Source organism: Synechococcus sp. BS55D (assembly GCF_004332415.1).
Lineage (GTDB): Bacteria > Cyanobacteriota > Cyanobacteriia > PCC-6307 > Cyanobiaceae > Synechococcus_C.
This window is the reverse complement of record NZ_PHQT01000001.1, coordinates 287,390-301,716: the sequence shown is the minus strand read 5'-3', so window position 1 is coordinate 301,716 and position 14,327 is coordinate 287,390. Positions and strand designations below refer to the sequence as shown.

13 protein-coding genes are annotated in these 14,327 nt (G+C 62.5%); 4 read left to right on the top strand and 9 right to left on the bottom strand.

Annotation, left to right across the window (positions count from 1 at the left end; all coding sequences use genetic code 11):
* The first annotated feature begins 10 nt into the window (after positions 1–10).
* The 3 genes from CWE16_RS01515 to CWE16_RS01505 are packed head-to-tail and all read left to right on the top strand — an operon-like array spanning position 11 to position 4,111.
* Positions 11–1,762, top strand: coding sequence for a GspE/PulE family protein (locus CWE16_RS01515; RefSeq protein ID WP_236629502.1), 1,752 nt, complete (start codon positions 11–13; stop codon positions 1,760–1,762).
* A 10-nt stretch (positions 1,763–1,772) separates the two neighbouring features.
* On the top strand, positions 1,773–2,846 hold the full coding sequence (locus CWE16_RS01510) for a type IV pilus twitching motility protein PilT (protein WP_131592419.1): 1,074 nt from the start codon (positions 1,773–1,775) through the stop codon (positions 2,844–2,846).
* Between the two features lie 14 nt (positions 2,847–2,860).
* Entirely contained in the window at positions 2,861–4,111 is a 1,251-nt protein-coding gene (locus tag CWE16_RS01505; RefSeq protein ID WP_131592417.1) for a type II secretion system F family protein, read from the top strand.
* Positions 4,112–4,118: 7 nt separating this feature from the next.
* Here CWE16_RS01505 and CWE16_RS01500 read toward each other — a convergent pair whose 3' ends face one another.
* Together CWE16_RS01500 and msrB are read right to left on the bottom strand one after the other, a co-directional pair.
* Entirely contained in the window at positions 4,119–5,429 is a 1,311-nt protein-coding gene (locus tag CWE16_RS01500; protein WP_131592415.1) for an NAD(P)/FAD-dependent oxidoreductase, read from the bottom strand.
* Positions 5,356–5,868, bottom strand: a complete 513-nt coding sequence (gene msrB, locus CWE16_RS01495) for a peptide-methionine (R)-S-oxide reductase MsrB (protein ID WP_131592413.1) — start codon at positions 5,866–5,868, stop codon at positions 5,356–5,358. Before msrB ends, CWE16_RS01500 begins: the two co-directional genes overlap by 74 nt.
* Before the next feature lie 62 nt (positions 5,869–5,930).
* Between msrB and dusA the strand changes: the two genes are divergently transcribed.
* Positions 5,931–6,938: a tRNA dihydrouridine(20/20a) synthase DusA gene (gene dusA / locus CWE16_RS01490; protein WP_131592411.1), complete on the top strand. Its 1,008-nt coding sequence runs from the start codon at positions 5,931–5,933 to the stop codon at positions 6,936–6,938.
* Positions 6,939–6,974: 36 nt separating this feature from the next.
* Here the strand turns inward: dusA and CWE16_RS01485 are convergent, their stop codons facing one another.
* From CWE16_RS01485 to CWE16_RS01455, 7 genes are all read right to left on the bottom strand, one after another.
* Positions 6,975–7,544 (bottom strand): RNA recognition motif domain-containing protein, encoded by a 570-nt coding sequence (locus CWE16_RS01485; protein WP_131592409.1) that lies wholly within the window; start codon positions 7,542–7,544, stop codon positions 6,975–6,977.
* 110 nt (positions 7,545–7,654) lie between these two features.
* Entirely contained in the window at positions 7,655–9,061 is a 1,407-nt protein-coding gene (gene argH, locus CWE16_RS01480) for an argininosuccinate lyase (RefSeq protein ID WP_131592407.1), read from the bottom strand.
* Positions 9,062–9,093: 32 nt separating this feature from the next.
* Entirely contained in the window at positions 9,094–10,503 is a 1,410-nt protein-coding gene (locus CWE16_RS01475; RefSeq protein WP_131455242.1) for a PP2C family protein-serine/threonine phosphatase, read from the bottom strand.
* Between the two features lie 36 nt (positions 10,504–10,539).
* Entirely contained in the window at positions 10,540–12,081 is a 1,542-nt protein-coding gene (gene ftsY / locus CWE16_RS01470; protein WP_131592405.1) for a signal recognition particle-docking protein FtsY, read from the bottom strand.
* Between the two features lie 26 nt (positions 12,082–12,107).
* Complete coding sequence (gene nusB / locus CWE16_RS01465; RefSeq protein WP_131592402.1) at positions 12,108–12,761, bottom strand: transcription antitermination factor NusB; 654 nt, start codon at positions 12,759–12,761, stop codon at positions 12,108–12,110.
* A gap of 36 nt (positions 12,762–12,797) precedes the next feature.
* Entirely contained in the window at positions 12,798–13,547 is a 750-nt protein-coding gene (locus CWE16_RS01460) for a DUF502 domain-containing protein (protein WP_131455114.1), read from the bottom strand.
* A gap of 75 nt (positions 13,548–13,622) precedes the next feature.
* A complete protein-coding gene (locus CWE16_RS01455; protein WP_236629501.1) occupies positions 13,623–14,288 on the bottom strand; it encodes an HpsJ family protein in 666 nt (221 codons plus the stop codon).
* Between the last annotated feature and the right edge of the window lie 39 nt (positions 14,289–14,327).

Sequence of the window (14,327 nt, the reverse complement as noted above, 5' to 3'; positions counted from 1 at the left end):
GGAGTCGAGCATGAACGAGCAGGCATCAACCTCCGATTCCGAACCGACTCGGCAACGGTTGGAACTGGAGTTGCTCCTGCAGATCCCGCTGCCGGAACAGCCCACACCCCTCAGCGCCTCACGCCTGCGGGACGCGATCGAACGCAAAGGACTAGACCTCAACCAGCCAAAGCTGGCAAGGCTGCTCCAAGAGCTGGAGCTGCAAGGGCTGGAACGCCAAGAACCGCAGAGCACTGTTGAAGCCAACACCCCCGTCACACTGATCACGGGCACGCTCTCCCGAGAAACAGCCTCCGGAGAAACAGCCTTCAGCGCAGAACCGGCGTCCAACCCAGCCGCCAGCCCTTCCCTGCTTGAAAATTTCAATCCCGAGGGGGTCCTGGAAGAAGACCCCGAGGAAACCGCGAGGCTGGCGGCCCTGCACGAGGACCTCGAGCAGACCCTGCAAGACACCAACGCCTCACCGGTCGTGAATCTGGTGAACCGAATCCTGCTGCAGGCCCTGCAACTGGAAGCCAGTGACATCCACGTAGAGCCCCAACAGGCCGGACTTCAGGTGCGCTTCCGTCAGGACGGCTTGCTTCAGAGCTACAGCGAACCGTTGCCGAGTCGCCTTGTGCCGGCGGTGACCTCAAGGTTCAAAATCATGGCCGATTTGGATATCGCCGAACGCCGACAGGCCCAGGATGGGCGCATTCGGCGACGTTTCCAGAAGCGCACCGTTGATTTCCGGGTCAACAGCCTTCCGAGCCGCTTCGGGGAAAAGATCGTCCTGCGGCTGCTCGACAGCGGCGCCACCCAGCTGGGGCTGGACAAGCTGATCACCGATGCTGACGCCTTGCAAATGGTGCGCAGCCTCGGCTCCAAACCCTTCGGGATGATCCTGGTCACGGGCCCAACTGGATCGGGTAAATCCACGACGCTCTATTCGCTACTGGCGGAACGGAACGACCCTGGGATCAACATCTCCACGGTGGAGGATCCCATTGAATACACCTTGCCTGGGATCACCCAGTGCCAGGTCAATCGTGACAAGGGATTCGACTTCAGCACCGCCCTGCGCGCCTTTATGCGTCAAGACCCGGACGTGCTGCTGGTGGGGGAGACGCGCGATCTGGAAACCGCCAAAACAGCCATCGAAGCCGCCCTCACCGGACACCTCGTGCTGACCACCCTGCACTGCAATGACGCCCCGAGTGCGATCGCCCGTCTCAGCGAAATGGGCGTCGAACCGTTCATGGTCAGCGCTTCCCTGATCGGCATCGTGTCCCAACGCCTGTTGCGCCGGGTCTGCAGCCACTGCTGCGAGCCTTACCAGCCCGATACCGACGAACTGGGGCGCTTCGGACTCATCACCCACAGAGAAACCGATGTGCGCTTCGTGCGCGCCCGTCACCACGACGGAAGCGGCAGCGCCTGTGGCCATTGCCAGGGCAGTGGCTACAGAGGCCGGGTTGGTGTGTATGAGGTGTTGCGCATGAATGAAACCCTGGCCACCGCCGTGGCGAAGGGAGCAACCACGAACGTGATCCGGCGCCTCGCCCTGGAGAGCGGCATGAAAACGCTGCTGGGTTACAGCCTGGAGCTGGTGCGCCAAGGACTCACCACCCTGGAGGAGGTGGGACGCATGATCCTCACCGATGCCGGACTCGAATCGGAACGCCGCGCCCGGGCCCTGAGCACCCTGACCTGCGCCGGTTGTGGTGGCGGACTGCAGGAAGCCTGGCTGGAATGTCCGTACTGCCTGCGCCCGCGTCAATGAGCTGCCTGCCATGGACCTGATGATTGAAGAGCTGATGGAACAGCTGGTTCAGGGCAACGGAAGCGACCTGCACCTCGCCAGCGGGCAACCTCCCTACGGACGCTTCAGCGGGCAGCTCCGCCCCCTCACGGAGACCCCCCTGACGGAGGAGACCTGCAACGGGCTGATCTTCTCGATGCTGAACAACAGTCAGCGCAAGACCCTCGAACAGACGTGGGAGTTGGACTGCGCGTACGGCCTGAAGGGGGTGGCGCGATTCCGCGTGAACGTTTATCGCCAGAAAGGCAGTTACGCCGCCTGCCTGCGGGCCCTCGGCAGCAGCATCCCCAGCATTGAGGCCCTGCAGCTGCCTTCGGTGGTGGTGGAAACGAGCAAGCGACCGCGGGGGCTGGTGCTGGTGACCGGCCCGACGGGCTCGGGCAAGACCACGACGCTCGCGGCCCTCCTCGACCACATCAATCACACCCGAGCAGAACACATCCTCACGATCGAAGATCCGATCGAGTTCGTGTATCGAAGTGACCGCAGCCTGGTGCACCAACGGCAGCTCAACGAAGACACCCGCAGCTTCGCCAATGCCCTGCGAGCAGCCCTGCGGGAGGACCCGGACGTGATCCTTGTGGGGGAGATGCGCGATCTCGAAACAATCCAGCTGGCGATCACCGCGGCGGAAACAGGTCACCTGGTGTTTGGCACCTTGCACACCAGCTCGGCCGCTCAAACCGTCGACCGCATGGTGGATGTTTTCCCACCCGGCCAGCAGACCCAGATCCGCGTGCAGCTGTCTGGAAGCCTGGTGGCGGTGTTCTCCCAGACCCTCTGCCGGAAAGAGAATCCTCAACCAGGCCAGTTCGGCCGGGTGATGGCCCAGGAAATCCTGATCAACACACCAGCCGTGGCGAATCTGATCCGCGAGGGCAAGACCGCTCAGCTCTACTCGCAGATCCAGACCGGGGGAGAGCAGGGGATGCAGACCCTGGAGAAGGCATTGGCGGATTTGGTCAACCGCGGCGAGATCAGCCTGGATGAGGCGAGAACCAAAGCGAGCAAACCGTCCGAACTGGAACGGTTGCTGAACGGCTGACCCAGGCGCTGACGATGGCCACCTTCACCGCCAGCTACACCTCCGCCTCAGGACAGGCGCGATCGGTGACGATCCGTGCCAGTGATCCCGCCGACGCCAGGCGCCAGCTCAGGAGACGCGGCATCAAGGCCACGGATCTACGTGCCAAAACCCAGGATCAGACAGCCGCAGGCAGCCAAGCCAAGGCCGGACTACTCTCCCTCGACCTGGGGGAGGCGTTCCAGAAACCTCCGGGCGTGAAGGAGAAGGCCGTCTGGGCCAGCAAGCTGGCCGCGCTGGTGGATGCCGGCGTACCGATCGTGCGCAGCCTCGATCTGATGGCCAGCCAGCAAAAACTGCCGATGTTCAAAAAGGCTCTCGTCGCCGTTCAACTGGAGGTGAACCAGGGCACGGCGATGGGTGCAGCCATGCGGCAATGGCCGAAGGTCTTTGATCAGCTCACCGTGGCCATGGTGGAGGCGGGCGAGGCGGGGGGTGTGCTCGATGAATCCCTGAAACGCCTGGCCAAACTGCTCGAAGACAACGCCCGCCTGCAGAACCAGATCAAAGGCGCGCTGGGCTATCCGGTTGCGGTGCTGGTAATCGCCATCCTCGTGTTCCTGGGCATGACGATCTTTCTGATTCCCACCTTTGCCGGAATCTTCGAAGACCTGGGGGCGGAACTGCCCCTGTTCACCCAGCTGATGGTGGACCTCAGCAAACTGCTGCGATCCTCCGCCTCCTTGGTCTTCGCGGTGGGGCTGCTGGTGGGGGTCTGGCTATTTGCTCGCTACTACAACACCGACAAAGGCCGTCGTGTGGTGGATCGGCTGATGCTGCGCCTACCCCTGTTCGGCGACCTGATCACGAAAACGGCCACCGCTCAGTTCTGCCGGATCTTCAGTTCCCTCACCCGCGCCGGCGTGCCGATCCTGATGTCTCTGGAAATCTCCAGCGAGACGGCCGGTCATTCGATCATCTCGGACGCGATCCTGGCTTCAAGAACGCTCGTCCAGGAGGGGGTGCTTCTGAGCACAGCCCTGAACCGCCAGAAGGTGCTGCCGGAGATGGCCCTCAGCATGCTCGCGATCGGTGAAGAAACCGGCGAGATGGACCAGATGCTCAGCAAAGTGGCGGACTTCTACGAAGACGAGGTGTCGGCGGCGGTCAAAGCGCTCACCTCGATGCTGGAACCGGCCATGATCGTCGTGGTGGGTGGCATTGTCGGCTCAATCCTGCTGGCCATGTATTTGCCGATGTTCACGGTGTTCGACCAGATCCAGTGAACAGTGCTCAGGGGAGGGAGGCAGCGATCGCCTGACCCGCCAGCCAGCCGCTGCTCCAGCAGTGCTGGAAGTTGAAGCCGCCGGTAACCCCATCCACATCCAGCAGCTCCCCAGCGAAGTAAAGACCGTTCACCAGTCGGCTCTCCATCGTTGCCAGATTGACCTCGCCAAGCGCGACACCGCCGGCCGTCACAAACTCCTCTCCAAAAGGACCTCGACCCCGGATCGGATAGCGACTGCCGGTCAACGCCTGCACCAGGGCTCGCTCCCAGGCAGCTGGGCAGTCCGCCCAGCGACGCTGAGGATCAGCTCCCACCTGAGCGAGCAGGGTGAGCCAGAGCCGCCGTGGCAGCCGCTGGGGATAGGGTCGGGCTGCGGCGAGGCTGCGGCGTGATTCCTGATGACGCAGGGTCTGCAGGGCTGCGGAGACCTCAGCATTGGCCAACCCGGCCAACCAGCGCACGGTCAGCTCGCCTCGATACCGCTCCGCATGCAACCCACGAGCAGCGAAGGCCGTCAGTCGGAGGGTCGCCGGACCGCTGAGCCCCCAGTGGGTGATCAGCACCCTGCCCAGCTGTCGCGAGCGACCGCCGGACAGGCTGAGCTCCAGTTCCACGCCATCGAGCGCCACCCCAGAACAGGCTGTAAGCCCAGGGGCCTGAAGTGCCAGGGTGAACAGCGAGGGAAGGGGATCGACGATCTGGTGCCCGAGAGCGGCAGCCAGTCGCCGTCCACTGGGATGACCACCGGTGGCCACGAGCACCCGACGGGCCGTCCAAAGCGGAGCTGTCTCGCCTTGGCGGCCATGGCCCTCGAGCAGAAACCCTTCGTCCTGCTGCCGCAGGCTGCGCACCGGAGCACGCAGCTGAAGTTCAACCCCAGCACTCCGAGCTGCACGGCGCAAACATTGGATCACCGCCTCTGATCGGTTAGCGAGAGGAAACATCCGACCATCCGGCTCCTCGACAAGCTCCAGACCTCGATCGGCAAACCAGCCCACAGCATCCCCGCAGGCGAAACGACTGAAGGGACCGCGCAGGGGGCGACTACCCCGGGGGTAATGGCCCACCAATTCGATCGGATCCCAGCAGGCATGGGTGACATTGCAACGGCCGCCGCCGCTGATGCGCACCTTGCTGAGGGGCTCAGGGGTGGCCTCGAGGACCAGGACATCCCTGAGCCCCTGCTCGGCAGCCGTGATCGCTGCCATGAAGCCGGCGGCACCACCGCCGATCACGATCAGATCATGCAGAGGGCTGGAACCGGAGGGCGACGCCGTTGTTGCAGTAGCGCTTGCCGGTAGGCCTTGGACCGTCATCGAACACATGACCCTGATGGCCCCCGCAACGACGGCAGTGGTACTCGGTGCGCGGAATGATCAATTTGAAATCTACTTTCGTGGCAACCGCACCGGCCAACGGCTCCCAGAAGCTGGGCCAACCCGTACCGCTGTCGAACTTGGCGGCAGAGGAAAACAGAGGCAGGTCACAGCCAGCGCAGTGATAGGTGCCCTTGCGCTTCTCACCATTCAGGGGACTGGTGAAGGGGCGCTCGGTCCCTTCCCGCCGCAACACTTGATAGGCCTCTGGTGTGAGCCGACGCTTCCATTCAGCATCCGAGAGAGTCCAGGCAGGGTCTGCTGCCTTTGACGCCGCCAGGACAGGCCTGGGAGCTGCCATCCAACCGAACGCAACCACCATGACGCGGCCCAGCAGAGAGCGACGGCTCAGTAACCGCTGCCGAATGGAAAGGGTCATGGCGGAGAGCAAAAGCAATGATGGTGTTCTAAGCGAGGCCTGGCGCGAGGCAGCATGGGGGGATGGATTCCCCCACCAGCTCCGACCGGGAACCGCCCTGGCGCTTCAGTGTGGCGCCAATGCTCGACTGCACCGATCGTCACTTCCGCCTGCTGATGCGGCAGATCAGCAGAAGAGCCTTGCTCTACAGCGAGATGGTGGTGGCCCAAGCGTTGCACCACAGCGATCGGCGGGAGCGACTGCTGGGATTTGATCCAGAAGAGCACCCCCTTGCCTTGCAAGTGGGTGGAGACGATCCCCTGCTGCTGGCGGAAGCAACCCGAATGGCCGCCGACTGGGGCTATGACGAGATCAACCTCAACGTGGGCTGCCCGAGCCCCAGAGTGCAAGCGGGGAATTTCGGTGCCTGCCTGATGGCCGAACCAGAGACGGTGGCCCGATGCGTCGCAGCAATGAAAGCCGCCTCGGATCTCCCGGTGACGGTCAAGCATCGGGTCGGTATCGATGCGCTCGACAGCGATGTTTTTCTCACCGCCTTCGTGGATGCAGTGGCCGCCGCTGGCGCATCACGATTCAGCGTGCATGCCCGCAAGGCCTGGCTGGAGGGACTGGATCCCAAACAGAACCGCACAATTCCGCCTCTGCAGCACGACCGAGTGATTGCCCTGAAGGAGCGCCGACCCGAGCTCACCATCGAGCTGAATGGCGGGCTGGACACCCCAAGCGACTGCCTCAATGCCCTGCGCCACTGCGATGGAGCCATGGTGGGTCGTGCGGCTTACGCCCATCCCCTGCGCTGGGCCGAGGTGGACCAACTGATCTACGGCGATTCAGCACGACCACCAGTCAGCGCCTCAGGGGTGGTGAGGGGACTGATGCCCCATGCGGAACGACACCTCCAGCGGGGGGGACGACTCTGGGACATGGGCCGTCATCTCGTGCAACTGGTGGAAGGAGTGCCTGGAGCACGCCACTGGCGCAGGGATCTTGGTCAGAACGCCCAACGCAAAGGAGCCGATCTGACCGTTCTCGAGTCAGCTGCCCGGCAGCTTGAGGATGCCGGGCTCTGAACCTGCGCCGCTGATCGCCTGGAACAGCGAAGGGGATCAGCCCTCTGCGCCGCCGTAATCGCCGTAATCGTCGCCTTGGGGAGCAGTAGCTCCACCGCCGCGGCGGCGACGACTGCGGCCATCGTCGTAGTCACCGCCCTGGGGTGCTCCACCGCCTCCCGCATAACCGCCACCACCGCCGTAGCTGCGATCTTCCCAGCCACGGGCGCCGGAACCACCGCCATAACCACCGCCACCGCCGTCATCAGAGCGACCACCGCCGCCCCCATAACCGCCGCCACCGCCATAGCCACCACGGCCGCCGCCGCCCCCATAACCGCCGCCACCGCCGTAACCGCCACCGCCGCCTCGACGGGGAGCACTGCCGCGGGGTTCGGCTTTGTTGATGCGCAGGGGGCGGCCCATCAGTTCAACACCCTGAAGGGCTTCAATCGCAGCAGCTTCTGATGCCTCATCCGCCATTTCGACGAAGGCGAAACCACGCTTGCGGCCGGTGTCGCGCTCCAGAGGAAGGGCACAGTTGGTGACTTCGCCATGGGCGGCGAACAATTCAATGATGTCTTCCTGCTCAGCGCGGAAGGGCAAATTGCCGACGAAAATGCTCACTTTCCTAATGGACCGTTGATAAGAGGGACCGATGGGACCTGACCTGCCATCGGTTCATGGTCCGAAAGGGGATCAATGGCCTCTGGCTTGTTCAGCGTAGACCCAGTGAGTCACTTCGTTGACAAACGTTCAGACCAGAGAGCCAGCTGCTCCTCAACGCGAACAAAAGCCGTTCCCCCCTCACTGAGACGGGCCGCCACCACGCGGCGAGGCACAAGCGCCTCCAGCAGATCCGCCTCAATCACCGGATGAAACTGCTGCCACTGCTCAAGACTGAGATCCCGCAAAAGCACACCGTCCTGAAGGCAACGCTTCACCACCGCACCCACCAACTGATAAGCCTCACGGAAGGGCATACCACGGGTCACCAGATAATCAGCCACATCGGTGGCATTGGAAAAATCAGAGGCGACAGCCTGCTCGAGACGCTCCGGTCGGAACTCCACCCCCTCCTCGAGAAGAATCGCCATGGCCTCGAGACAATCAGAGGTCGTGCGAACAACATCAAACAGGGCTTCCTTGTCTTCCTGAAAATCCTTGTTGTAAGCAAGCGGCAACCCCTTGATCATCGTCAGCAGTCCCTGCAAATGGCCGAAGACCCGGCCACACTTTCCACGCACCAGTTCCGGCACATCTGGATTCTTCTTCTGAGGCATCAGGCTGCTGCCGGTAGCGCAGCGGTCGGTCAGACGTACGAAACCGCATTCCTCACTCGCCCAGAAGATCACCTCCTCCGCCAAGCGGCTGAGGTGGGCCATCACCAAAGCAGCCGCTGCGGAGAACTCCACCGTGAAATCCCGATCGCTCACCGCATCAAGACTGTTGGCATAGACCCGCTCAAAACCCAGGGCCGTTGCCGTGCTGCGTCGATTGATCGGCACGGGTGTACCAGCCAATGCCGCAGCCCCCAACGGAGAGATGTTCACCCGAACGCGCACATCCCTGAGTCGCTCACGATCGCGCTCGAGCATTTCCACGTAGGCCAGCAGATGGTGGGCCAAACAAAGCGGTTGGGCCCGCTGCAGATGGGTGTAGCCCGGAATCAAGGTCTCACGATGGCGATCGGCCTGCGTGAGCAGGGCACGCTGACAACGCACAACCGCCTGCTCCAGCGCGTCGATCCTCCTGCGCAACCAGAGACGCAGATCCGTTCCCACCTGATCATTGCGGCTGCGGCCGGTGTGAAGCTTCTTACCGACCGGACCCAGCAAGGCAATCAGACGCCGCTCAACCGCAAAATGCACATCCTCATCGGCCAGGCCAGGCTGGAAGTGGCCGGATGCCGCTTCGCTGCGAATCTGCTCCAAACCGGCGCAGAGCTGACCGGCTTCTTCACCGCTGATCACTCCGCATTCAGCAAGCATGCGTGCATGGGCGATCGAGCCATCCAGGTCCTCCTGCAACAGGGTGATGTCAAACCCGATGGAGGCGTTGAAGCGCTCGATCGCCGGGTGCAAGCCCTCTTCAAACCGATCACTCCAGGTGCCCGAGCCGCCGCCCGTCACTCCCGCTGCCATACCTGCCGTTCACGCCACCAGCCTTCAGCTTGTCAGAGGGCAGAACGGGGAACAGACGGAAGCATCACCTCCTCACGCACCTTGAGCACCACCATCGAGGCGTCATCCTCCAACTGCCGATCCGCACCGATAAAACGATCCAGACGGGTAAATAGCTGATCGAGGATGCCCTGGGAGCCCATCCCAGAACGACAAGCCGCCTCAAGGGTTCGCATCAGGCGAGCTTCATCAAAGCGATCACCCGTGATGCCAGGGGCCTCCGTGACCCCATCGGTGTAATACAGAATCACGTCACCGGGTTCGAGCACCACATCGCCGCAGCCGTAGTCGGCCTCCGGCTGAAGACCGATCAACAGACCCGGTGCATCGAGGCGACTGATCGTTCGCTGTTGGGCACGCCAAATCAGCGGCGGGTTATGGGCCGCATTCGCAAAACGAAGCCGACGGGTGCGTGGATCGAAATCGGAATAAAAAAGGGTGACGAATCGGTGGGACTGGGCCAGATCTTCCTGGGCCAGCTGATTGAGGTCATGGAGGATGCGATCCGGAGGCAGTCCGCTCAGCACCTCGGCGCGGAGCATCCCCCGGAGCATGGTCATCAGCAAACCGGCCGGCACCCCCTTGCCCATCACATCCCCCATCACTAAGGCCCAACGACCCCGTTCCCGTCGTCGCCCGATCAGTTCCGGTCGCGTCGGGATGAAGTCGTAGTAGTCACCGCCCACCTGAAACGCCGGGCGGCAACGGGCCGACAACTCCACCCCTTCAATCACCGGGCAGCGATCGGGCAGCAGCTGCGCCTGGATCTCCGCACCAATGCTGAGCTGGCGATCCACCCGTTCATGGCGACGGGCCTGCTGCAGCATCAGATCGTTTTCAATCGCCACCGCGGCCAGATCGGCCACCAGTTGCACGTGGCGGCGATGCACCTCGCTCCAGGCCATGGACGGCCCATGGCTGAACACATAAAGACGACCCCGAGGACGACCACGGGCCACGAGGCTGGTGGCAAACAGCTCCGCTCGACCGAGCTGACGCTGCACCAGATGATCGAGACCCTGAAGCTGACTCTCCTCTGAGGCGAAACCCACAACCAGCCCAGGCTCGTAGGCAGCGACCTGTCGCAGAAGCTCCTCCGATCGATCGGACGGCAAAACCTGGAGCTGCTCACGCCAGAGGCGCCCATCCGCCTGAAACGGCACCAACAGGGCTCCTTCCACTCCAACGAGCCGCGATGCCACCACGGGCACCAGCTCCAGGAAACGATCAAGGTTGGTGAAGCTGCGCAGGGCGAAACCGAGCGACACCAACAGGTCCTGGTTGGTGCGCTGTTCGTTGGAAAGGCTGTCGAGAAGCTGCCGAAACGATGCCGTAGCCGTCAATGCCTGGGGGGCACTGCGTTGACGCGGAGTGGAGTGGCGCCGTGGTGGCTTACTGCTCACGGCCAACCATGGCAGGACCCGCAAGGTAGCAAGGGTTCAGCGGCCGGCCAGCAATGCCTCGACAAACTCAAAGCTGTTGAAAGGCCGTAGATCTCGGATCCCCTCCCCTGCTCCGATGAAACGGATCGGCAAACCTGCCTCCGATGCCACCGCCAGAGCGACCCCACCGCGGGCAGTGCCATCAAGCTTGGTGATCACCACACCCGTGAGATCAGCAGCCTTGGCAAAGGCCATCGCCTGTTTCAGACCGTTCTGACCCTGGCTCGCATCGAGCACCAGCAGAGACTCGACCTTGGCCTCCGGAGCAAGCCGATCAACGATCCGACGGATCTTCTGCAGTTCCTCCATGAGGTTGTGCTTGGTCTGAAGCCGACCAGCCGTATCCACCAAGAGCAGATCGGCGTTGCGGGAACGGGCGGCACCGATCGCATCGAACACCACCGCCGCGGGATCGGCATTGGCCGAGGGATTGGAGACCACCGGCACATCACTGCGCTCAGCCCAGACCGCCACCTGCTGCACCGCCGCCGCACGAAAGGTGTCGGCCGCGGCCACAAGAGCGCTGTAGCCACTGCGGACGGCGAGATTGGCGAGTTTGCCCAGGGTGGTGGTCTTGCCCACACCGTTCACGCCCACCATCAGCCAGATATTGAGACGACCGCGCTCCGGAGCGAGAAGCTCGACACCGCTGGCCTGAATAGGCTTCTCCAGCAGATTGCGCAGCTGCTCTTTCAGGAACCGGATCCCTTCGCGAGGATCCACCACGTCTTCATTCAGGCGTCGGCGCAAGGCCTCCATCACCTGATCGGTGGCCTGCACGCCGGCATCTGCCCGCAGCAGCAGAGCCTCCAGTTCATCCACCACCTCTGGAGTGAGGGGGTCGTCGCCCAGATTCTCCAGCAGGCTCGTAACAAAACCCTGGCGGGTCTTTTCAAGGCCGCGCCGCAGGCGACCGAGCCAATCAATCTCTTCAAGCGAGACCTGCTCAGCGCGGCGCCCCTGGGCTGCGAGCACCTCGGCAGACCAGGTGAAGGTGTCATCGAATGCCCCGAGCTGTGGATCGTCACCATCGCTGACCAGAGCAGGAGATCCGCTGATGTCCAAGGGCTGAGCCGGTTGGACCGGCTCCACGGGATCGACTGGAAGGCTCCGGCGTTCGAGATCTTCGCGGCGTTCCTGACGCTGGGCCGCTGCCTGCTCCAGCAGGGACAAACCAGCTGTCGGAGCCGGATCAGGCGACACCGCGGATGACGCTTCGGGTGTGGATTCGCGCTCTTGAGACTCAGAGAGAGGAGCTGACTCAGAGGACGCGATGGACTCCTTAACAGGAACAGCCTGTTCTGCCTGAACAGGCTGTTCTGCCTGAACAGCCAATGCTTCCTGGGCCTTCTGCGCCTTCAGGCGTGCGTAGGCCTGCCGGGCCCACTCCAGGGGATCCTCATCGACAACTGCCCCATTGGCCTGTGATGGATCAACCGCAGATTCAGCCGCCTCTGCGGGTTCAGCAGCGGTCACCTCTCCATCGGCGGGCTCCTGTCCGGGCGGAACGGAAGTGCGATTGAACCAGTCGTAAACCATCGATGCGGGGCTTGGGTGACCGGAGGTCAGGACAGGGACGAGGTGGATGCCGCCGCCTGGAGACGGCGAAGCACTCCATTGATCATGCGCCGCCCCTGATCATCGCTGTAACGATTGGCCAGCTCGACAGCCTCATTACAAGCAACCGCTGCGGGGGTCTTCAGAGCGGTGAGATCCACAACAGCCAAACGCAAAATATCCCGATCAATGCGAGGCAGACGGGTCAGCCTCCAGCCCTCCATCACTCCATCCAAACGGGCATCAATGCTGGTGCGCTGCTCCAGCACCAACGCGATCCGCTGCCTGGCGTCCTCCCGCACACGATCCTGATCGGCGAGGGCCAGTAGTCGAGGCAGCTCTAAAGATCCAGACAAACCGTTCAGCACCTGCTCAGCTGACTCCAGGGACGCCTTGAGCTGGTCGCGAACCACGGCATTGTCACTGCGATCGCCATCCTTCAGTTCGCTGTCCAGCAAATGCTGCTGGGCCTTCTCCAGATCGGCAGCACAGCCATCAAGGGTCTCGCGCCAATGCTGAAGAAGCGTGTCAAGCGCTTTCTGGAGCAGGCTCTCCACAGAGAAGTCAGCCTTAGCCGACTCCTGAATTGCTTTCACCTCACGGTCAGGAAGTTGACCAAGCACCAGAAGAGCCAGCTCTCGGGCCAGGGATCGGGACTGCATGGAGGATTCGCGAAAGAGGAACGGCAGACGCAAGCGTCAGGCTTCGGAGGTGCTTGAAGAAGGCGTCACGGAGGCCCGCAACTGGGAGATCAAACTGGAGAAACTGCGATTCACCGGTGCTTCCCGTTCATCGGGATTGACGATCCCAGCCGAGATAATCGTGCGGAAGGCATCCTCCACGGAAATATTCAGATCACGGACGGAGCTCTCCGGGACCAGGGTGTACCACCCGGTGGTCGGATTGGGCGCCGTGGGAATGAACACGCTCAGCAAGGGCTGATCAAGCTCCGCTTGCAGAGAGGGACCAACGATCCCAGTCACAAAACCGACGCTGAACAGACCCTCCCGCGGATACTCCACCAGCACGACCCGACGAAAGCGCTTGGAGTTGTCACGAAGAAACGTCTCCAGCAGCTGTTTGAGGGTTTTATAGACCGATCCAGCCAGGGGAATCCTCGACAGGGTTCCCTCCCCGAACTCGAGCAGCCAACGGCCGACGATGTTGCGAGCCATCAAACCGATTAGGAGGATGCCCAACAGAGGAACCGTGAGCCCCAGAGCCAGGTTGATCAGGTCCTGAAGCAGCGGATTGAGAGTGATGAAGGGATTGAACTGCTTCGGAATCGAGGTGAGAAAGGCCAGAACGAAGCGACTCACCGTGGTCGCCAGCCAGATCGTGGTGGCGAGCGGAATCACCACCAGCAAGCCAGCAATCAGGTCATTCTTGAGATCCTGTTGAAGTCTGGCGCTGAGCGGCAGATCAGGTCTGGGGTTGGACTGCACCAAGAAACGTCCCGGTCCTGGAGTCGACGAGGTCTGTCCAACCTAACCAGCGGCCAGAGGATCAGTCAGAAAAGCCGTTCAGAGAACGGCTGCAAAGGCAAGAAGAACGAAGGCGACAGCCAGCACCACAGCACTGACGGTGCCGCCGTAACGGCGCTGATTCACCGCAAGGTTGCGCTGACGCTCCGCCTGCTGGATCTGGTCATCCATCTGCTGAAGCTGACCATCGATAAAGCGCTGAGCCGCCTTGGTTTTCTCTTCATCGCTCGCCCCGGCTGGGAGCTGACCGGCCTGGGCCAGTTGGTCGCCGAGCATTTTGACGTTGTCGGGATTCTTGCCTTGCTGACGGGCCATCTCGAGCTGACCGCGACGCTGCTGAAGGGTCTGATCGGCTTGACCGGAAAGGGTCTGATTGCCGCTGATCGCCATGGGAACCACCGCGATCATGACCACCGTGAGCAGGGCGGAAAGAACGCAGACAACCCAACGGATCACGGTGCGCTCAGCACCGGGATGATCCAGACGGGAACCGATCAGCATCAACAGCAAACCGACAAAACCCATCGGTGCCTGGCTGACCAGCCGCTCGATCAACAGCTGCTGAAAAGCCGGCTCAGACCAATCCGCACCGCTGAGCACAACGGAGATCTGCAGAGCGAGAAGAACCACCAGGGTGAGACCGAGCCAACGCAGCACCGGCGCGAGGCGCAGGTTGGAGGAGGAACCCGAAGCGGAAGCGGACACGGCAAGATGCCAAAAGGTGCCCAACTTTACGGTCGATTT